Annotated in this window: 18 protein-coding genes; 8 read left to right on the top strand and 10 right to left on the bottom strand. The window is 61.6% G+C overall.

Annotation, left to right across the window (positions count from 1 at the left end):
* Positions 1-200 precede the first annotated feature (200 nt).
* Complete coding sequence (gene sfnG, locus CAF76_RS02260; protein ID WP_085646667.1) at positions 201-1,295, top strand: dimethylsulfone monooxygenase SfnG; 1,095 nt, start codon at positions 201-203, stop codon at positions 1,293-1,295.
* Positions 1,296-1,337: 42 nt separating this feature from the next.
* Here the strand turns inward: sfnG and CAF76_RS02255 are convergent, their stop codons facing one another.
* Positions 1,338-1,817 (bottom strand): nuclear transport factor 2 family protein, encoded by a 480-nt coding sequence (locus CAF76_RS02255; protein WP_007951263.1) that lies wholly within the window; start codon positions 1,815-1,817, stop codon positions 1,338-1,340.
* A 53-nt stretch (positions 1,818-1,870) separates the two neighbouring features.
* A complete protein-coding gene (locus CAF76_RS02250; protein ID WP_085646666.1) occupies positions 1,871-2,437 on the bottom strand; it encodes a TetR/AcrR family transcriptional regulator in 567 nt (188 codons plus the stop codon).
* 217 nt (positions 2,438-2,654) lie between these two features.
* On the opposite strand from CAF76_RS02250, the gene pssA reads away from it, so the two are divergent.
* Entirely contained in the window at positions 2,655-3,998 is a 1,344-nt protein-coding gene (pssA, locus tag CAF76_RS02245; protein ID WP_085646665.1) for a CDP-diacylglycerol--serine O-phosphatidyltransferase, read from the top strand.
* 149 nt (positions 3,999-4,147) lie between these two features.
* On the opposite strand, the gene efeO (CAF76_RS02240) is transcribed toward pssA, so the two are convergent.
* From efeO (CAF76_RS02240) to efeU, 4 genes are read right to left on the bottom strand one after another with little or no spacing between them, the layout of a single operon-like run.
* Positions 4,148-4,972, bottom strand: a complete 825-nt coding sequence (efeO, locus tag CAF76_RS02240; protein ID WP_085610380.1) for an iron uptake system protein EfeO — start codon at positions 4,970-4,972, stop codon at positions 4,148-4,150.
* A gap of 21 nt (positions 4,973-4,993) precedes the next feature.
* On the bottom strand, positions 4,994-6,292 hold the full coding sequence (efeB, locus tag CAF76_RS02235; RefSeq protein WP_085646664.1) for an iron uptake transporter deferrochelatase/peroxidase subunit: 1,299 nt from the start codon (positions 6,290-6,292) through the stop codon (positions 4,994-4,996).
* A gap of 17 nt (positions 6,293-6,309) precedes the next feature.
* Positions 6,310-7,509 carry an iron uptake system protein EfeO gene (efeO, locus tag CAF76_RS02230; RefSeq protein ID WP_085646663.1) on the bottom strand — a complete coding sequence of 400 codons (1,200 nt, stop codon included), beginning with the start codon at positions 7,507-7,509 and terminating at the stop codon, positions 6,310-6,312.
* A gap of 8 nt (positions 7,510-7,517) precedes the next feature.
* Entirely contained in the window at positions 7,518-8,357 is an 840-nt protein-coding gene (gene efeU / locus CAF76_RS02225) for an iron uptake transporter permease EfeU (protein WP_085646662.1), read from the bottom strand.
* 179 nt (positions 8,358-8,536) lie between these two features.
* Between efeU and CAF76_RS02220 the strand changes: the two genes are divergently transcribed.
* From CAF76_RS02220 to CAF76_RS02195, 6 genes are all read left to right on the top strand, one after another.
* Complete coding sequence (locus CAF76_RS02220; RefSeq protein ID WP_085646661.1) at positions 8,537-9,553, top strand: AraC family transcriptional regulator; 1,017 nt, start codon at positions 8,537-8,539, stop codon at positions 9,551-9,553.
* Positions 9,554-9,737: 184 nt separating this feature from the next.
* Complete coding sequence (locus CAF76_RS02215; protein WP_085646660.1) at positions 9,738-11,402, top strand: AMP-binding protein; 1,665 nt, start codon at positions 9,738-9,740, stop codon at positions 11,400-11,402.
* 15 nt (positions 11,403-11,417) lie between these two features.
* Complete coding sequence (locus CAF76_RS02210; protein WP_085646659.1) at positions 11,418-12,179, top strand: SDR family NAD(P)-dependent oxidoreductase; 762 nt, start codon at positions 11,418-11,420, stop codon at positions 12,177-12,179.
* A gap of 12 nt (positions 12,180-12,191) precedes the next feature.
* Positions 12,192-13,385 (top strand): acetyl-CoA C-acyltransferase, encoded by a 1,194-nt coding sequence (locus tag CAF76_RS02205; protein WP_085646658.1) that lies wholly within the window; start codon positions 12,192-12,194, stop codon positions 13,383-13,385.
* 131 nt (positions 13,386-13,516) lie between these two features.
* A complete protein-coding gene (locus CAF76_RS02200; RefSeq protein WP_085646657.1) occupies positions 13,517-14,644 on the top strand; it encodes an acyl-CoA dehydrogenase in 1,128 nt (375 codons plus the stop codon).
* Positions 14,645-14,658: 14 nt separating this feature from the next.
* Positions 14,659-15,432 (top strand): enoyl-CoA hydratase, encoded by a 774-nt coding sequence (locus tag CAF76_RS02195; protein ID WP_039768644.1) that lies wholly within the window; start codon positions 14,659-14,661, stop codon positions 15,430-15,432.
* Between the two features lie 89 nt (positions 15,433-15,521).
* On the opposite strand, the gene CAF76_RS02190 is transcribed toward CAF76_RS02195, so the two are convergent.
* From CAF76_RS02190 to CAF76_RS02175, 4 genes are all read right to left on the bottom strand, one after another.
* The gene (locus CAF76_RS02190) at positions 15,522-16,673 is read right to left on the bottom strand and encodes an acyl-CoA dehydrogenase family protein (protein WP_007951276.1); all 1,152 of its coding nucleotides are present in this window, start codon (positions 16,671-16,673) and stop codon (positions 15,522-15,524) included.
* A 3-nt stretch (positions 16,674-16,676) separates the two neighbouring features.
* Complete coding sequence (locus CAF76_RS02185) at positions 16,677-17,783, bottom strand: enoyl-CoA hydratase/isomerase family protein (protein WP_085646656.1); 1,107 nt, start codon at positions 17,781-17,783, stop codon at positions 16,677-16,679.
* A gap of 166 nt (positions 17,784-17,949) precedes the next feature.
* Positions 17,950-18,804, bottom strand: coding sequence for an alpha/beta hydrolase (locus CAF76_RS02180; protein ID WP_085646655.1), 855 nt, complete (start codon positions 18,802-18,804; stop codon positions 17,950-17,952).
* Positions 18,797-19,201 carry a RidA family protein gene (locus CAF76_RS02175; RefSeq protein ID WP_085646654.1) on the bottom strand — a complete coding sequence of 135 codons (405 nt, stop codon included), beginning with the start codon at positions 19,199-19,201 and terminating at the stop codon, positions 18,797-18,799. The genes CAF76_RS02180 and CAF76_RS02175 overlap by 8 nt, the downstream gene beginning before the upstream one ends.

Below are 19,201 nucleotides of genomic sequence, written 5' to 3'. Positions count from 1 at the left end.
TGTGGGAGCGAGCCTGCTCGCGATAGCTTGGGTCCAGCCACTTCAAATCCCAACTGTTGCCCACCCAACACGCTAACAACAAATCACCCTCTCACCATGCATGCCGTTTGCCGGAAGCCCCAATAAAACCGGTCTTCAGGGGCTGGCACGCTTGCTGCTCTAGCTCACTCACCTTCATCAACTGTCCCGAGGACACGCCAATGAGTCAGCAAGCCGTTAAATTTGCCTACTGGGTGCCGAACGTCAGCGGTGGGCTGGTGGTCAGCAAGATCGAGCAACGCACTGATTGGGGCATCGACTACAACCGCAAGCTGGCGCAACTGGCCGAGGCGGCGGGTTTCGAATACGCCCTGACGCAAATCCGCTTCACTGCGGGCTACGGTGCCGAGTTCCAGCATGAATCGGTTGCTTTCAGCCATGCGCTGCTCGCGGCCACCAGCAAACTCAAAGTCATCGCCGCCATTTTGCCCGGGCCGTGGCAACCGGCGCTGGCGGCGAAACAGTTGGCGACCATCGATCAACTCACCAACGGCCGGATCGCGGTGAACATCGTCAGCGGCTGGTTCAAGGGCGAATTCCAGGCGATTGGCGAGCATTGGCTGGAGCATGACGAGCGCTACCGTCGCTCGGAGGAGTTCATCCGTTCGCTGCGAGGGATCTGGAGTCAGGACAATTTCACCTTCCGTGGCGATTTCTATCGCTTCGACAACTACAGCCTCAAGCCGAAACCGCTGGGCCGGCCGGAAATCTTTCAGGGCGGCAGTTCTCGTGCCGCGCGGGACATGGCGGCACGGGTGTCGGACTGGTATTTCACGAATGGCAACAGCGTCGAGGGTATCAAGGCGCAGGTCGACGATATTCGCGCCAAAGCGGCGGCGAACCAGCATTCGGTGAAAGTCGGGGTGAATGCGTTTGTGATCGCCCGGGATACCGAGGAAGAAGCCAAAGCAGTGCTGGCGCAGATCATCGATCAGGCGGACCCGGAAGCGGTGAATGCCTTTGGGGATGCGGCGAAACAGGCGGGCAGGGCGTCGCCGGAAGGTGAGGGTAACTGGGCCAAATCGACCTTTGAAGATCTGGTGCAGTACAACGACGGCTTCAAGACCAACCTGATCGGTACGCCACTGCAGATTGCCGAGAGGATCGTGGCGCTGAAAGCGGTGGGTGTCGACCTGGTATTGGCGGGATTCCTGCATTTTCAGGAAGAGGTGGAGTATTTCGGCCAGCGGGTGTTGCCGTTGGTGCGGGAACTGGAAGCCAAAGCGCAATCGATCCAGACCGCTGAAGTTGCTTGAAAATCCCTCCTGCACACTATGCAGGAGGGATCGGCTACTTAATTACAGACCCAGCTCGGACAACCCCGGATGATCATCCGGGCGCCGGCCCAGCGGCCAGTGGAACTTGCGTTCGCTTTCCTTGATCGGCATGTCGTTGATGCAGGCATAACGCTGGAACATCAGGCCGTGCTCGTCGAATTCCCAGTTTTCGTTGCCGTAGGAACGGAACCAGTTGCCCGAATCGTCGTGCCATTCGTAGGCGTAGCGCACGGCGATGCGGGTGTCGGAGTAGGCCCAGAGTTCCTTGATCAGGCGGTAATCCAGTTCCTTGGCCCATTTGCGGGTCAGGAAACCCTTGGCTTCTTCGCGGTTGTTGGCGAACTCGGCGCGGTTGCGCCATTTGGTGTCCAGGGTGTAGGCCAGCGACACGCGCTCCGGGTCGCGGGAGTTCCAGCCATCCTCGGCCAGACGAACTTTTTCAATGGCCGATTCACGGTTGAACGGTGGCAATGGCGGACGAACTTCGGCTGCAGTAGACATGTTTGTCTCCCGATCTGTTAACAGTTAAACAACTTGTCAGGCTTATTAAGGCGTTACAGGTCCAATAACTTTCGCGCCATGCATTGCGCATTATCGGCGGCACTGTGATCACCCATCACAAGCGCTACGGTAATGGCGCCGTCAATCAGGATCAGCAACTGTTTGGCCAGCAGTTGCGGGTCCTCGGCCCCATGTTCGGTACACAGCTCGCACAGGTAGTCGAGCAGTTTCTGTTTGTGGTCTTTGGCGACCTGGCGAACCGGATCCTCGGGATCGCCGGTCTCGCCACTGGTATTGATGAAGGCACAGCCCCGGAAGCCTTCCGAGGCGAACCAGCCCTTGAGCACGGTGAACAGGTTGAGCAGGCGGTCGGCCGGGGTCTTGGCCTGATCGACGGCGCTTCTGTACCAGTGCATCCAGCGCACGTCGCGGCGTTGCAGGGCGGCGACGGTCAGCTCCTCCTTGTTGGCGAAGTAGCGGTAGATACTCTTTCTGGAAACGCCGGCGGTTTTCACCAGAAGATCCATGCCGGTGGCGGCGATGCCACTTTTGTAGATCAACTTTTCGGTGACATCCAGAATGATGTCTCGGGTGGTGTCGTTACGTGTGATTTCGTTCATGTGGTGAACAGTAGAACGATCGTTCTCCTTGGTCAAGCGGATATTTATTTCATCTGGAAGATAGCGATCGCCAGCAGGCCGGCTCCCACAGAAAAAATGCATTTCAGCCGAGGGAACCTGGCGGCTGGTGATGAAGTCATTACAGACACTCACAAGACCCGAAGGAGTTGATGGTGTAAGCTCTCGGGTTCTTCGGATTCGACCCATTGCGAGCCCTATGCCGTTGCTTTTCAAACGCTCTCTGCTGCCCAAACTGCGCAGCTTTCCGCTGACCGCCGAGGCCGTGACGATCCTGCCCGGCGCCGCCGATTTCCGTCGTTGCCTGCTGGAGAAAATCGCCCAGGCGACCCGGCGCATTTACCTCGTCGCGCTTTATCTGCAAAACGATGAAGCCGGCCAGGAAATCCTCGATGCCTTGCACGCCGCCAAACTCAAGCGTCCCGAGCTTGAAATCGCGGTGGTCGTCGACTGGCTGCGGGCCCAGCGCGGCTTGATTGGTGCCGGCAAGCAGCCGGGCAATTCGGCGTGGTATCAGGAAATGACCCGCACCCACCAGAGCGTGGTGCCGGTCTACGGCGTGCCGGTGCAGACCCGGGAGCTGTTCGGCGTGCTGCACCTCAAAGGCTTCGTGATCGACGATTGCGTGGTCTACAGCGGTGCGAGCCTGAACAACGTCTACCTGCACAAGTTCGACAAGTACCGTTTCGACCGTTATCACGTGTTGCAAAGCCGAGAACTGGCGGACTCGATGCACCATCTGGTCAAGCACGGCCTGATCGAATCGAAAGCGGTGCATCGCCTCGACCTGCCGAACCTGCCGACCACCCGCAGCCTGCGCAACGACATCGGCGACCTGCGCAGCCGCCTGAAATACGCGGCGTACGACACCAGTGCCGGCAGCACGGCGCACACTGGCCTGTCGGTCAGCCCGTTGCTGGGTGTGGGCAAGAACAATCCGCTGAACCGGGTGATTCTCGAGCTGATCGCCAGCGCCCAGAAGCAACTGACCATCTGCACACCGTACTTCAACCTGCCGCTGGGGGTGATCCGCGAGATCAACCGCGCACTGGCGCGCGGCGTGAAGATCGACATCGTGGTCGGCGACAAGACCGCCAACGACTTCTACATTCCGCCGAGCGAGCCGTTCAAGGTGATCGCCGCGCTGCCGTATCTCTACGAGATCAGCCTGCGCCGCTTCGCCAAGCGGCATCAGCGCAACATCGACAGCGGCCAGTTGAACCTGCACCTGTGGCGTGAAGGCGACAACAGCTATCACCTCAAGGGCATGTGGATCGACCAGCGCTACACGTTGCTGACCGGCAATAACCTGAACCCGCGGGCGTTTCGGCTCGATCTGGAAAACGCCTTGCTGATCGATGACCCGAAAGGCGAGTGGCTGGAGCCGCGCCGTCTGGAACTGGAGAACATCTTCGAACACACCACGCGGATCGAGCGATTCCAGGACCTGGAAGCCTTGCCGGACTACCCGGCGGGGGTGGCGAAATTCCTCAAGCGCGTGAGCCGGGTGCGGGTCGAGCGGCTGCTGTATCGCATTCTCTAGGATCCGAAATTTTCGGCGCTGCTAAAAATACCTTCGCGAGCAAGCCCGCTCCCACACAGGGTCTTTGTTGAACACAAAATTGTGCTCAGCGAAGATCCAGTGTGGGAGCGGGCTTGCTCGCGAAAGGGGTAGAACAGGCGCTACACGTCTCAGTTCAAACCCAATTTCCCACGCAATGTGGAAAGGTCTTCCGCCAGGGTATTGACCGGGCCGACCAGCGCCTTGCGGTCGTTGTCCTTCACCTTATCGTAAGTCTCGAAACCACCGTCCCTGGTCTTGTACTTGGCCAGGATCTTGTCCACGGTGGCGAAGTTCTTGTCGACTTTGGCGACGAAGGCTTTGTCCTGTTTCTCGATCTGCGGACGGAACAGGTCGACGATTTTCTTCGCGCCGTCGATATTGCCCTGGAAGTCGTAGAGGTCGGTGTGGCTGTAACGGTCTTCTTCACCGGAGATCTTGGTGGCGGCAACTTCTTCGAGCAGTGCAGCGGCGCCGCCAACGACTTTTTCCGGCGGGAAGGTCAGGCCGGCGACGCGGGTTTGCAGGTCCTTCACGTCCTTGTTCAGGCCATCAGCAAGGGCGTCGAGATCCTTGGTGCTCTTTTCCGAGAACAGCGAGTACTCGATGCGGTGGAAACCGGTGAAGTCTTCGGCTTTCACGCCTTGCTCGTGGTCGTCGACGCGGGAGTCGATGGACGCGTCGAGGTCACTGAACAGCTCGGCGATCGGCTCGATCGACTCGTAATAAACGCGGGTCGGTGCGTAGAGCTTCTGCGCGGTGGCCAGGTCGCCTTTTTTCACCGCGTCGGTGAACTGCTGAGTGTGGCTGGCCAGTTCATCCAATTGTTCGGTGACGTAGATCTTGTAGTCCGACACCGGCCCCACCAGATCCAGAGGCGCGGTCGCGGCCAACGCCGACAGCGGGGTGTTGAGCAAACCAAGGGTCAGCAATAACGCGAGTGGCGTCTTTTTCATGGGGGCGGCTCCTGTTGAATGCTATGCAGTTGTTTTTGGTTGAGTAGCGTTGAGCAGCGAGCGACCGATGAAGTCCTTGTCGCCCGTGACACCCGGCAGGGTGAAGAAGTAACCGCCGCCGACGGGCTTGAGGTATTCCTCCAGCGGTTCGCCGTTGAGACGGGTCTGCACGGTGATGAAGCCTTTTTCCAGATCCGCCTGATAGCAAATGAACAAAAGGCCCATGTCGAGCTGGCCGTTCTTGTTCACGCCGTTGGAGTAGTTGAACGGCCGGCGCAGGATCAGATTGGCCTGACTTGCGGCGGTGCGCGGATTGGCCAGGCGAATGTGCGCGTCGAGCTTGGTCAGCTTGCCTTCCGGATCCTTGCTGTAATCCGGGACTTCGGTCTCATGGCTGGCGCCCATCGGCGCACCGGTGGTTTTGACTCGGCCGATGATGCTTTCCTGTTCCTGCAACGGCGTGCGGTCCCAGCGTTCGACGAAGTTGCGGATGATCCGCACCGCCTGATAACTGCCGTGGGTGGCCCAGGCCGGTTCATCACTGCCCGGTTGCACCCAGACGATGCGGTCCATGGCTTTGCCGTCGTTGGAATCCGGGTTGGCCGAACCGTCGCGGAAACCCAGGAAATTACGCGCCGATTGCGCCGGCACACCGGGCTTGGCCGGGGCTTGCGGCGGCACGCTGCCTTCCTGTTTCCAGCGCACCAGCAGCAGGTCCGGCAGGTTCTTCACGATGTCGCGCAGGGCGTGGATGTTGGTGTCGGCGGTGTTGGAGCAGAACTGCAGGCTCAGGTCGCCGTGGCAGCAATCGGCTTCCAGCGCATCGTTGGGGAAACCGACCATGCGCACCAGACGCTTGGGTTTGGCGGACGCGAGGCCGAAGCGCTCATCGAACAACGATTCGCCGACGGACACGGTGATGGTCAGGTTGTCCGGCGTCACCACCGGGCCGAGGATTCCGGAATCCGGCGGCGGCAACTTCGGATCGATCTGCGCCACCGGGCCGCCCTTCATCAGGAATGAGATGCGCTCGTTGAGGGTGCGGAACAGCCGCTCCAGGTCTTCACGGTCGCTGGCCAGCACATCGAACGACACCAGCATGCCGGCCGCCGGACGCGGGGTGACGATGCCAGTCTGGTGCACGCCATGGAAATCGTGGTGATCCTGGGTCTTGTCGCTGCTCGGCGCTTCGGTGACTTGCGCAGGGGCGGCGGCCATTGCCGGGCAGCTCAGGGCAGTACCGGCCAGTGCGACGCCGGCGGCGCCCATGCCCATCAGTACGCGGCGACGTTGCAGGTTGAAGTGTTCGGAATCGTTCATCGGTATTCGTCTTCTGCTTACAGGCCGGAGAGGCCGAGGGCGGGATCAATGGCGTCGAGGGCGTCGGCCAGGGCCTTGGCCTTGTCGGCGATCTGCTTGCGTTGCTCACCGTTGACGGTGTCGTAACTGGCGTAGCCGTCCTTGACCTTGAAGCCGTTCAGCTTGGTATCGAAATCAGCCAGTGCGCTGTCGATTTTCGGCAGCAGGTCGGCGGCGGATTTGCTCAGCAGCGGGCGCAGCAGTTCGACGACTTTCTGCGCGGTTTCCTGATTGGCCGCGAAGCCGTTGAGATCGCTGTGGCTGTAGCGTTCCTCTTCGCCGCTGGCGGCGCGCACGTCGGCGAGGGTGTTGAGGTTGCGCACGACGATTTCCACCAGCTGCTCCGGTGGCAGCGACTGGGCCAGCAGTTGCTGTTTCAGCGTGGTGACGTTGTCGAGCAAGCCCTGGGCAATCGGTGTCAGCCCGTCGAGTTTGCGTTGCTGGAACAGCGCGTATTCGAGGCGGTGGAAACCGACGAAGGCCGGATCCAGCTCGCGTTTTTCGAAGTAATCGGCGCGGGCGTTGATGCTGTTGTCCAGTTCCGCCAGGCGTTGTGCGGCCGGGGCCAGACGCTGGTACGCGGCGCGGGCCGGCAAATACAACGCCTGGGCCTGGGCCAGATCGCCGCTGTCGATGGCTTGATTCAGCGCCGTCACGGCTTTGATCAGCGCGCTGCCCTGGCTGGCCAGGTAGACACGGAACTCCGACAGCGGCCCGACGAAGGCAACCATCGACGGCTTGGCCTTGGCGGCGGCATCCGAAGCGGCGGTCGGCGTCACGTGCAGGGTGCCGCGCGGGTTGCTCAGCAGGCCGCAGGTGATGGCGTAGTCGCCGGGTTGCAGGTTGGCGTTGATCACCTGGCTCAGGCCCGGCGCGATGTTCTCGCGCTCTTCGATCACCAGCACGCCGTCGAGAATTTCCCACTCCACCGCCCGGTCGGAGCGATTGACGATGCGGAAACTGGCGCGGCCGGCCGGCACCGTCAGGGTGTTCGGTTCGCAACTGTGCGGATGGATGTTGACCACCACTTCGTCACGGTTGTGCTGACGTTTGGCGGCGGCCAGTTTCGAGGCGTAGTAGAACAGGCCACCGGCGGCGATCATCACGACCACCGAACCGGCCACCGCCCAGCGCAAGGCACGGGGAGGGGAGGCCAGAGGAATATTAGGCTTTGACATGAAGGCCCTTATTGGCTGGAAACGGAAGACGATTGGGCAGCGGGTTTGGGTGCCGGCATGAAGAACATGACCAGCGCCACCAGCAGATAAATCAGGTACGCGCCGAGGGTGCTGACGGTCGGTGCATCCTGATAACCAAACATGCCGGCCAGCACCGAGCCCAGCGGGCCGTCCATCGGCAGCGTCGTGCTGAAGTCGAAGAGCACGGTTTGCAGGTGGTTCCACACCCCGGCTTCATGCAGGGCCTGCACCGAGTTGGCGAGAATCCCGGCGGCGACCACGAGGATGAACAGCCCGGTCCAGCGGAAGAACGCCGATAGATTCAAACGCATGCTGCCGCTGTAGATCAGGAAGCCGACGACGATCGCCAGAATCAGGCCGAGCAGGGCGCCGATCGGCGCGGCCGGGCCTTCGCTCTGCTGGAACACGGCGAGCAGGAAGAACACGGTTTCCAGGCCTTCCCGTGCCACGGCGAAAAACACCATGGCGATCAGCGCGATGACCTGATGCTTCGACGCGGTCAGCGCATGATCGAGGGAGGCTTGCAGTGAATGCTTGATCGAACGCGCCACCTTGCGCATCCAGAACACCATCGAACTGAGAATGCCCACGGCCACCAGCCCGACCACGCCTTCGAACAGTTCCTGCTGCTTTTGCGGGAATTCGGCACTGACCAGCTCCAGGCCACCACCGACCAGCAACGCCAGCGCAGCAGCGAGAAACACCCCGATCCACACCGCCGGCATCCACTGGCCACGGCCGGTCTGTTGCAGGTAGCTGGCGATGATGCCAACGATCAGCGCGGCTTCGATGCCTTCGCGCAACATGATCAAAAAGGGAACGAGCATTCGGCGGTCACTGTGTAACGAAATGAGGTTACAAGTTGTAACATAATGAAAGTCATTCTCACATGGCATTCATTGACATTTAGCTGAACCTCAGCTGAACGAGTCTGAACATCCACGCCGCCCAGCCAGCTGCGCTAAGATGCCCGCCACTCGAACAACAACAGGATTGCGCGCGTTCCATGTCGGAAAAAGACACCATCGCCATTCAACTGGTGCGCGAAGCACTGCTGCAAAGTTGTGCCCCGGGCGTGGCCACGGAAGAAGTCTTGAGCAAGGTCGGGATCGATCCGGCGTTGCTGCCCACCGATGACGCCCGTGTGCCGGCCAGCCAGTACGCGCGGTTGTGGCGCCTGTTGGCGCGGCGCGGCGATGACGAGTTCTTCGGCATGGACCCGCGCAAGCTGAAATCCGGCAGCCTCGAATTCCTCTGCCGCAGCGCAATGGCCCAGCCGAACCTGGCGGCCGGGCTGAGCAGCGGTTTGAATTTCCTGTCGTTGATGCTTGAACGCCTGCCGGCGCAACTGGTGCACCAGCAGAGTCTGGCGGAGATCGTGCTGCTGGAAGACGATCCGGAACCGCGTCGCGCCTTCACCTATTTCACTTACTGGATGATCGTCCACGGCGTGGCGTGCTGGCTGGCGGGGCGGCGGATTCCGATCCTTGCCATCGAGCTGCGCTGCCCGGCGCCGGATTTCTGTGATGACTATCGGGTGATGTTCTCGGAAAACCTGCGTTTTGATCGGCCGCGCACGCGGATGATCTTCGCCGCTGACGTGCTGGATCTGCCGATCAAGCGCAGCGCTGAGGAGTTGAAGCGCTTTCTGGCCCATGCCCCGGCCAACATTCTGGTGAAGTACCGCGACCCGGAAAGCCTCGCCAGCCGGATCAAGCAGGATCTGCGGCAACTGCCCGCCGAACAGTGGCCGGAAACCGACGCACTGGCCCAGCAACTGTGCATGTCGGCCTCGACCCTGCGCCGACGTCTGGCGGAAGAAGGGCACACCTATCAGGGTTTGAAGGACAGCGTGCGCAAGGAGCTGGCGATTACCTGGCTGGCGGAGCCTTCGATCAGTTTTGCCGACATCGCCACGCGGCTGGGGTTTGCCGATGCGAGCTCGTTCTACAAGGCGTTTCGCAAGTGGTCGGGGACTAATCCTGGGCACTATCGCAGCTTGATCCTCAACGAAGCGTCCTGACCCACACCTCCCTCCGTTGATTCTCGTTCCCACGCTCGGCGTGGGAGCGATCAAAGTCCGGAATCTTGGCCAAACCAGTCATCCACTTTGAGGGCTTTGACCATTGCCGCAGCCGGCGTGCGGCGCGAGTATTCCTCTGTTGTTTACGGTTCCCCAACCTAATAAGAACAGAGGGATTCTGGCAATGCGCGATTACTTGTCTGCCACCGCACAGTTTGATTATCAGCACACCGTGGACGCCGCGCTCAGCGGCACGCTCGAGGCGCTCAACGCTTGCGTCGAATGTTGTGACCGCCACGCCTTGCCGGGGCGCATCGCCCTGTTCTGGGAAGGCCGCGATGGCACCAGTGCGACGTACACCTTCAGCGACCTGCAGGACAAAGCCGCGCGTTTCGCCAATTTCCTTCTCGCCCAGGGCGTGCAGAAGGGCGACAAGGTCGCCGGCCTGCTGCCGCGCAATATCGAATTGCTGATCACCGTGTTCGCCACCTGGCGCATCGGCGCGGTGTATCAACCGCTGTTCACCGCGTTTGGCCCCAAAGCCCTCGAACATCGCCTGAACAGCTCCGGCGCCAAAGTGGTGGTCGCCGATGCCGCCAACCGGCCGAAACTCAGCGAAGTCGCCGATTGCCCGACGCTGGTCACTGTCGGCGGCCCGAAAGGCCAGGGCATTGTCCGTGGCGATTTCAGTTTCTGGGCCGAGTTGCCCAACCACTCCAATGTTTGTGAACCGGTGATGCTGACCGGCGAAGAGCCGTTCCTGCTGATGTTCACCTCGGGCACCACCGGCCCGTCGAAAGCACTGTCGGTGCCGCTCAAAGCCATCGTCGCGTTCCAGAGTTACACCCGCGATGCCGTCGACCTGCGCCCGGAAGATGCGTTCTGGAACGTCGCCGATCCAGGCTGGGCCTACGGCATTTATTTCGGTGTCACCGGCCCGTTGTCGATGGGCCACCCGATCACGTTCTACGATGGCCCGTTCACCCTCGAAAGTACCTGCCGGGTGATCAACAAGTACGGCATCACCAACCTCACCGGTTCGCCCACCGCGTATCGCCTGCTGATTGCCGGCGGCGACGAGTTCGCCAAGTCGATCAAGGGCAAGCTGCGCATCGTCAGCAGCGCCGGCGAGCCGTTGAATCCGGAAGTTATCCGCTGGTTTGCCGACAACCTCGGCGTGGTCATTCACGACCACTACGGCCAGACCGAACTGGGCATGGTCCTGTGCAACCACCACGGCCTCGAACACCCGATCCACCTCGGTGCCGCCGGTTTCGCTTCGCCGGGCCATCGCATCGTGGTGCTCGACGAGCAGAACAATGAACTCGGCGTCGGCCAGCCCGGCATCCTCGCCATCGACCGCACTCAGTCGCCGATGTGCTGGTTCGCCGGCTATGAAGGCGTGCCGACCAAGGCCTTCGTCGGCGATTACTACCTGAGCGGCGACACCGTCGAGTGGAACCCGGACGGCAGCATCAGCTTCGTCGGCCGCAGCGATGACGTGATCACCACTTCCGGCTACCGGGTCGGCCCATTCGACGTGGAAAGCGCATTGATCGAACACCCTGCCGTGGTTGAAGCCGCAGTGGTCGGCAAGCCCGACCCAGAGCGCACCGAGCTGGTCAAAGCCTTCGTCGTGCTCAACCCGCAATACCGCGCGGAACCGGCGCTTGCCGAAGAACTGCGCCTACACGTGCGCAAGCGTCTGGCCGCGCATTCGTACCCCCGTGAAATCGAATTTGTCAGCGAGTTGCCGAAAACCCCGAGCGGCAAATTGCAGCGCTTTATCTTGCGCAACCAGGAAATAGCCAAGGCTCAAGAGGCCGCGGCGCACAACGTTTCAGCTTGAATCAGGAAGTCAGTCATGCAGATCGAGAACAAGGTTTTTATCGTCACCGGCGGCGCGTCCGGCCTGGGTGCCGCTACCGCTGAATTGCTGGTGAACGCCGGCGGCAAAGTGATGCTGGTGGACATGAACGCCGACGCCGTCGCTGCCCAGGCCCGGCGCCTCGGCGCGCAAAGCGTGGTGGCCGACATCAGCAACGAAGCTGCCGCCGAAGCCGCCGTGCAGGCGACTGTCAAAGCCTTTGGCAGCCTCAACGGGCTGGTGAACTGCGCCGGCATCGTTCGCGGTGAGAAGATCCTCGGCAAGAACGGCCCGCACGCCTTGTCCAGCTTCGCTCAGGTGATCAACGTCAACCTGATCGGCAGCTTCAACATGCTGCGTCTGGCAGCGGCAGCGATTGCCGAAAGCGAAGCCAACGCCGACGGCGAGCGTGGTGTGATCATCAACACCGCGTCGGTTGCGGCGTTCGACGGCCAGATTGGCCAGGCGGCGTACTCTGCATCCAAAGGCGCCATCGCCAGCCTGACCCTGCCTGCGGCCCGTGAGCTGGCGCGCTTCGGCATTCGCGTGATGACCATCGCCCCGGGCATTTTCGAAACCCCGATGATGGCCGGCATGACCCCGGAAGTGCGCGACTCGCTGGCCGCCGGCGTGCCGTTCCCGCCGCGTCTGGGCAAACCTGCCGAATACGCCGCGCTGGTGCGGCATATCATTGAAAACAGCATGCTCAACGGTGAGGTGATCCGTCTCGACGGTGCCTTGCGCATGGCCGCCAAGTAAGGAGGATTTCCCATGACTATCTCCAATGATCCGATTGTCATCGTCAGCGCCGTCCGCACCCCGATGGGCGGTTTCCAGGGCGAACTGAAAAGCCTGACTGCGCCGCAACTCGGCGCAGCAGCAATCAAGGCGGCGGTTGAACGCGCCGGTGTCGCCGCCGATGCGGTCGATGAAGTGCTGTTCGGCTGCGTATTGCCGGCCGGTCTCGGTCAGGCGCCTGCGCGTCAGGCTGCGCTGGGCGCCGGGCTGGACAAATCCACCCGCTGCACCACGGTCAACAAGATGTGCGGCTCGGGCATGGAGACCACCATTCTGGCTCACGACATGCTGCTGGCCGGCAGTGCCGATGTGGTGATCGCCGGCGGCATGGAAAGCATGTCCAACGCGCCGTACCTGCTGGACCGCGCTCGCGCCGGTTACCGCATGGGCCACGGCCGGGTGCTGGATTCGATGTTCCTCGACGGCCTCGAAGACGCCTACGACAAGGGCCGCCTGATGGGCACCTTCGCCGAGGATTGCGCTGAAACCAACGGCTTCAGCCGCGAGGCTCAGGACGCTTTCGCCATCGCCTCGACCACCCGCGCCCAGCAGGCGATCAAGGACGGCAGCTTCAAGGCCGAAATCGTTCCACTGACCGTGACCGTTGGCAAAGAACAGGTTGTGATCAGCAACGACGAGCAGCCACCGAAGGCCAAACTGGACAAGATCGCTTCGCTGAAACCGGCGTTCCGCGAGGGCGGTACGGTAACTGCGGCCAACTCCAGCTCGATTTCCGACGGCGCCGCTGCGCTGGTGCTGATGCGTCAGTCGCAAGCGCAGAAACAGGGTCTGAAACCGCTGGCGGTGATTCACGGCCACGCCGCGTTTGCCGACACCCCGGGCCTGTTCCCGGTGGCGCCGATTGGGGCGATCAAGAAGCTGATGAAGAAAACCGGCTGGTCGCTGGATCAGGTCGATCTGTTCGAGGTCAACGAAGCCTTCGCCGTGGTCGGCATGGCGGCGATGACCCACCTGGAAATTCCTCACGACAAGCTCAACATCCACGGCGGCGCCTGCGCCCTCGGCCACCCGATCGGTGCGTCCGGCGCGCGGATTGTGGTGACCTTGCTCTCGGCCCTGCGCCAGAAAGGCCTGAAACGCGGCGTCGCGGCGATCTGCATTGGCGGCGGCGAAGCCACGGCGATGGCGGTCGAGTGCCTCAACTGAGGTAAACACCAAATCCCTTGTGGGAGCCAGCCTGCTGGCGATAGCGGTGTGTCATACAAGCAAATATTGACTGACAGACTTCAATCGCCAGCAGGCTGGCTCCCACAGGTTTTATGTTTTAAGGATTTGCCATGATTCCCAATGACGACCAACAACAAATCCGCGACATGGCCCGGCAGTTTGCCGAGGAACGGCTCAAACCGTTCGCCGCCGAGTGGGATCGCGAGCACCGCTTCCCGAAAGAAGCCATCGGCGAAATGGCCGGGCTGGGCTTCTTCGGCATGCTGGTGCCGGAGCAGTGGGGCGGTTGCGACACCGGTTATCTGGCCTACGCCATGGCCCTGGAAGAAATCGCCGCCGGCGACGGCGCCTGCTCGACCATCATGAGCGTGCACAATTCGGTGGGTTGCGTGCCGATCCTCAAGTTCGGCAACGACGACCAGCGCGAACGTTTCCTCAAACCGCTGGCCAGCGGCGAGATGCTCGGTGCGTTCGCGTTGACCGAGCCCCAGGCCGGTTCCGACGCCAGCAGCCTGAAAACCCGCGCTCGGCTGGAAGGCGATCAATACGTGCTCAACGGCTGCAAACAGTTCATCACCTCCGGGCAGAACGCCGGGATCGTGATCGTGTTTGCGGTCACCGATCCGAGTGCCGGCAAGCGCGGGATCAGCGCCTTCATCGTGCCGACCGACTCGCCGGGCTACAAAGTTGCCCGCATCGAAGACAAGCTCGGCCAGCACGCCTCGGACACCTGCCAGATTCTGTTCGAAGACGTGAAAGTGCCGGTGGCCAACCGGTTGGGCGAGGAGGGCGAGGGCTACAAGATCGCCCTGGCCAACCTCGAAGGCGGCCGTGTCGGTATCGCTTCGCAATCGGTGGGCATGGCCCGCGCCGCGTTCGAAGCGGCGCGCGATTACGCCCGCGAACGCGACACCTTCGGCAAGCCGATCATCGAGCATCAGGCCGTGGCCTTCCGTCTGGCGGACATGGCCACCCAGATCGCCGTGGCGCGGCAGATGGTGCATTACGCCGCCGCCCTGCGTGACAGCGGTCAGCCGGCGTTGGTCGAAGCGTCGATGGCCAAGCTGTTCGCCTCGGAAATGGCCGAGAAGGTCTGCTCCATGGCATTGCAAACCCTCGGCGGTTACGGTTACCTCAGCGACTTCCCGCTGGAGCGCATCTACCGCGACGTGCGGGTCTGCCAGATCTACGAAGGCACCAGCGACATTCAGCGCATGGTCATTTCGCGCAATCTTTGAGAAGGAATCTGCACATGAGTTACGAAACGATTTTGCTGGAAACCCATGGCCGCGTCGGCCTGATCACCCTCAATCGCCCGCAGGCGCTGAATGCCCTCAACGCGCAACTGGTCAGCGAAGTGAACCGCGCGCTCGATGGTTTTGAAGCCGACGCGAACATTGGCTGCATCGTCATCACCGGCTCGACCAAAGCCTTTGCTGCCGGCGCCGACATCAAGGAAATGGCTGATCTGACCTACCCGCAGATCTACATGGACGACCTGTTCAGCGACAGCGATCGCGTGGCCAACCGGCGCAAGCCGATCATCGCCGCCGTCAATGGTTTTGCCCTCGGCGGTGGCTGTGAACTGGCGCTGATGTGCGACTTCATTCTGGCCGGCGACAACGCCAAATTCGGCCAGCCGGAAATCAACCTCGGCGTGCTGCCGGGCATGGGCGGCACCCAGCGTCTGACCCGTGCGGTGGGCAAGGCCAAGGCCATGGAAATGTGCCTGAGCGGCCGCATGATCGACGCGGTGGAAGCCGAGCGCTGCGGCATCGTCGCGCGGATCGTGCCGAGTGCCGAGTTGCTGGACGAAGCGCTGAAAGTCGCTGCAGTGATCGCCAGCAAATCGCTGCCGATTGCGATGATGGTCAAGGAAAGCGTGAATCGTGCATTCGAAGTGAACCTGACTGAGGGCGTGCGCTTCGAGCGTCGGGTGTTCCATGCGGCGTTTGCGACGCAGGATCAGAAGGAAGGGATGGCGGCGTTTGTGGCCAAGCGGCCTGCCGAGTTCCAGGGCAAATAACGCGGCGCTTCCATCGCCAGCAGGCTGGCTCCCACATTGGATCTGTGATTACACAAATCCCTGTGGCAGCCAGCCTGCTGGCGATGCTTTTAGAGCTGATAGTTCTTCAACTCCCGAGCAATCACCATCCGCTGTATCTCGCTCGACCCCTCATAAATCTGGGTGATCCGCGCATCCCGGTAGTACTTCTCAACCGGGTAATCCTCCAGATACCCATACCCGCCATGAATCTGAATCGCTGACGAACACACCTTTTCAGCCATCTCCGACGCAAACAGCTTGGCCTGCGAAGCCTCCGACAGACACGGCTTGCCCGCCGTGCGCAGCCGCGCCGCGTGCAGGATCATCAAGCGGGCCGCGTTGATCTGCATCTGCATGTCCGCCAGCAGGTTGGCGATGCTCTGGTGCTCGACGATGGCCTTGCCGAACTGCACCCGATCACGGGCGTAACCCAACGCCGCCTCGAACGCCGCACGGGCGATGCCCAATGCTTGCGCGGCAATACCGATGCGTCCGCCTTCCAGGTTGGAAAGGGCAATCGCCAAACCTTTACCGCGTTCACCCAGCAGATTGGCTTCAGGAATGCTGCAATTGTTCAGCGTCACGGCGCAGGTATCGGAAGCGCGGATGCCCATTTTGTGTTCGGTGCGATCAACGATGAACCCCGGCGTATCGGTTGGCACCAGAAACGCCGAGATGCCACGCTTGCCCAGATCCGGATCGGTCACCGCAAACACGATCGCCAGCTTCGCCCGCTTGCCGTTGCTGACAAATTGCTTGGCGCCGTTGATCACCCATTGCCCGTCGCGCAGTTCGGCGCGGGTGCGCAGGTTGTGGGCTTCGGAGCCGGCCTGGGGCTCAGTCAGGCAGAAGCAGCCGATCACCGCGCCGCTGGCCAGATCCGCCAGCCAGGTCTGTTTCTGTTCTTCGCTGCCATAGTTGAGCACCGGCCCGCAGCCCACCGAGTTGTGGATGCTCATGAACGCGCCAGTGGCGCCGTCACCGGCGGAAATCTCTTCCACCGCCAGCGCATAAGCCACGTAGTCGACGTAAGTGCCGCCCCATTCTTCCGGCACTACCATGCCCAGCAAGCCGAGTTCGCCCATCTTTGCCACCAGGGCATCATCGATCCAGCCGGCCTTTTCCCAGGCTTGTGCGTGGGGCGCGATTTCGCCACGGGCAAAGTCCCGGGCCATGTCGCGGATCATGACCTGGTCTTCAGTCAATTCGAGATCGTGCATGGCTCAGCTCCCGCTCTCTGCGAAACCGTGGAAGAAACTCGCGACCTGTTCGGCGTGCAGCGCAGCCAGGGTCGGCGGATTCCAGCGTGGTGATTTGTCTTTGTCGATCAGCAGGGCGCGCACGCCTTCGATCAGGTCGCCACGTTCGAACCACTGGCGATCCAGATGCAGTTCGAGGGCGAAGCACTGTTCCAGGCTCAGGTGACGGCCGCGACGGAGCATTTCCAGGGTCACGCCCATGGCCAGCGGCGAGCGGGTTTCCAGCAGGTCGGCGGTGGTGGTTGCCCATTCGTGGCTGTCGGCGACGGTTACGGCGCGCAGTTGCTCGACGATGCTCGGCACATCTTGCAAGGCGAAGAAGTGGTCGATGGCCGGGCGCAAGGCTTCGAGCGGCGCATCCGGCAGGGTTTGCACGGCGTGGCGGGCCAGCAGGCTTTGCAGGTCTTTGAGCGGCGTGTCGTGCCACTCCAGATGATCAAGCTGTTCGTCGAGGATGCCGAGTTTGCTGCTGTCCAGATACCAGTCGGCGAGGCCGCAATACAGCGCATCCGCGGCGCGAATCTGCACGCCGCTGACACCCAGGTAAATCCCCAGCTCGCCGGGAACCCGTGGCAGGAAATAACTGCCGCCGACATCCGGGAAATAGCCGATCGCCACTTCAGGCATCGCCAGACGGCTCTTCTCGGTGACCACCCGCAGATCCGCGCCTTGCACCAGACCCATGCCGCCGCCGAGAACGAAACCGTCCATCAGCGCCAGCACCGGTTTACGGTAGTGGTGGATCGTCAGGTCGAGGGCGTATTCCTCGACGAAGAAATCTTCGTGCAGCGTGTCGCCGCTTTTGAAGCTGTCGTACAGCGAGCGAATGTCGCCACCGGCACAGAAGGCTTTCTCGCCGGCACCGCGCAGTACCACCGCGTGGATATCGGCATCGGCGGCCCAGACGTCCAGGTGCTGCTGGAGCTGGCGCACCATGTCGAGGGTCAGGGCATTGAGGCCGGCGGGGCGGTTGAGGGTCAGATGACCGATGTGGTTGCGAACCTCGGCCAGCACTTCGTGTGGCGTGGCGTCCATGGACGAAGTCCGCGGGGATGAAACCTGAGCAGTCATCACTAACTCCCTGCTTTTATTGTCTTTATTCGAGAAACTCGCGCGCGAGCGTTAGCGGATCGTAACAGTGCAAATTTGCCGTGTACAACGGGGATATGTGCATGGGCTGTCTGCATTTTTGCCTGATCTTGACCGGGGGAACTCCCGCGCAGAGAAGCACTGGCTGTCACTCCCCGCGAAACTGTGCCTGCAGCGAGCGGACGCATGACAGCAGTGCCTGCCGAGCCTCATCATGCGCCGCGGGATGGTTCATGAAACCATGGCGCATGCCTTTAAATTCCAGGTGTTCGACGCTCACACCTGCTGCACGCAATCTCGCTGCATAGGCACGGCCTTCATCCCGCAGAATGTCGAGTTCGCTGGTGATGATCAGCGTCCGCGGCAGTCCGTGCAACGCGTCGTCGAGCAGGGGGGACAACCGCGGATCGGCGCGCGATGTGCCGGGCGGCAGATAGTGTCCGAGATACCATTCGAGCATCTGTGTGGTAAGGCCATGTCCTTGCGCGAACTGCTCGTGGGACGGGTATCGGGTGTGACAATCGAGCAAAGGGTAAAGCAGCAGCTGAAAGCCGAGACACGGTCTTTGCTGCGCCGAGTCGCGCTGACAGATGACCGCGGCCATTGCCCCTCCGGAGCCACCGCCGGCGACCGCGATTCTCGAAGTATCAAGGCCATGCTCGCGACCCTGCCGTACGACCCACTGCAAAGCTGTCCAGCAATCATCCAGGGCTGCCGGAAACAGGTGTTCCGGAGGGCGGGCGTAATCAACGGCGATCACCGCACAGCCAGCCCAGTCACACATCAGTCGGCAGAAACCATCATGGGTATCCAGGTCGCCCGTGACCCAGCCGCCACCATGGAAGAACACCAGCACGGCAAAAGGCCCCTTGCCCGCAGGCCAGTAAAGGCGCAGCGGCAACCGGCGACCGTGACTTTCAATCGCCATGTCGTGAACACGGGTCACTTGTGCCTGACGCAACGCTGCTCTGGCGTCCTCTACGGTCAAAGAGGCCTCATTCATGACCGCGATCCCGGGTCGAGCGCGCCTCTGCCTCAATCTCTATAACGAATTCAGGGCCGATCAATCGTGCGACTTCCAGCAGCTTGGTGGTGGGTGGATGTTGATCAAAGAATTCCTTGTGGGCCTGGGCGATTTTCGGCCAGAGATCCATATTGCTGGTGTACATGCTGGTTGCAATGATGCGCGTGCGATCCGCGCCCAGTTGTTTTAGTGCCTGTTCGATGATCTCCAGGCACCGCAGCGTCTGGGCATAGGCGTCGCCGGGCTTGAAGGGTTTGCCGTCATCATCGAACGCCACCGTGCCGCCTACCAGAAGGGTATCGCCAGCCTTCAAGGCTCTGCAGTAGCCGGCGATGGATTCCCAGGGGGCGGCAGAAAACACACGTTGAAACTCCAT

It is taken from the genome of Pseudomonas sp. B40(2017), assembly GCF_002112855.1.
GTDB classification, from domain to species: Bacteria; Pseudomonadota; Gammaproteobacteria; order Pseudomonadales; family Pseudomonadaceae; genus Aquipseudomonas; species Aquipseudomonas pharyngis.
Note: the sequence above shows the minus strand (reverse complement) of the source record. Positions and strands in the feature narration are given on the sequence as shown.

What these genes read in the sequence shown, in the direction of transcription:
- CAF76_RS02250 (WP_085646666.1), bottom strand. Translation starts at nt 2,437, where the DNA reads ATGAACGAAATCACACGTAACGACACCACCCGAGACATCATTCTGGAT.
- CAF76_RS02255 (WP_007951263.1), bottom strand. Translation starts at nt 1,817, where the DNA reads ATGTCTACTGCAGCCGAAGTTCGTCCGCCATTGCCACCGTTCAACCGT.
- efeO (WP_085646663.1), bottom strand. Translation starts at nt 7,509, where the DNA reads ATGTCAAAGCCTAATATTCCTCTGGCCTCCCCTCCCCGTGCCTTGCGC.
- efeB (WP_085646664.1), bottom strand. Translation starts at nt 6,292, where the DNA reads ATGAACGATTCCGAACACTTCAACCTGCAACGTCGCCGCGTACTGATG.
- CAF76_RS02215 (WP_085646660.1), top strand. Translation starts at nt 9,738, where the DNA reads ATGCGCGATTACTTGTCTGCCACCGCACAGTTTGATTATCAGCACACC.
- pssA (WP_085646665.1), top strand. Translation starts at nt 2,655, where the DNA reads ATGCCGTTGCTTTTCAAACGCTCTCTGCTGCCCAAACTGCGCAGCTTT.
- efeU (WP_085646662.1), bottom strand. Translation starts at nt 8,357, where the DNA reads ATGCTCGTTCCCTTTTTGATCATGTTGCGCGAAGGCATCGAAGCCGCG.
- CAF76_RS02180 (WP_085646655.1), bottom strand. Translation starts at nt 18,804, where the DNA reads ATGAATGAGGCCTCTTTGACCGTAGAGGACGCCAGAGCAGCGTTGCGT.
- CAF76_RS02195 (WP_039768644.1), top strand. Translation starts at nt 14,659, where the DNA reads ATGAGTTACGAAACGATTTTGCTGGAAACCCATGGCCGCGTCGGCCTG.
- efeO (WP_085610380.1), bottom strand. Translation starts at nt 4,972, where the DNA reads ATGAAAAAGACGCCACTCGCGTTATTGCTGACCCTTGGTTTGCTCAAC.
- CAF76_RS02175 (WP_085646654.1), bottom strand. Translation starts at nt 19,201, where the DNA reads ATGGAGTTTCAACGTGTGTTTTCTGCCGCCCCCTGGGAATCCATCGCC.
- CAF76_RS02210 (WP_085646659.1), top strand. Translation starts at nt 11,418, where the DNA reads ATGCAGATCGAGAACAAGGTTTTTATCGTCACCGGCGGCGCGTCCGGC.
- CAF76_RS02200 (WP_085646657.1), top strand. Translation starts at nt 13,517, where the DNA reads ATGATTCCCAATGACGACCAACAACAAATCCGCGACATGGCCCGGCAG.
- CAF76_RS02205 (WP_085646658.1), top strand. Translation starts at nt 12,192, where the DNA reads ATGACTATCTCCAATGATCCGATTGTCATCGTCAGCGCCGTCCGCACC.
- CAF76_RS02220 (WP_085646661.1), top strand. Translation starts at nt 8,537, where the DNA reads ATGTCGGAAAAAGACACCATCGCCATTCAACTGGTGCGCGAAGCACTG.
- sfnG (WP_085646667.1), top strand. Translation starts at nt 201, where the DNA reads ATGAGTCAGCAAGCCGTTAAATTTGCCTACTGGGTGCCGAACGTCAGC.
- CAF76_RS02190 (WP_007951276.1), bottom strand. Translation starts at nt 16,673, where the DNA reads ATGCACGATCTCGAATTGACTGAAGACCAGGTCATGATCCGCGACATG.
- CAF76_RS02185 (WP_085646656.1), bottom strand. Translation starts at nt 17,783, where the DNA reads ATGACTGCTCAGGTTTCATCCCCGCGGACTTCGTCCATGGACGCCACG.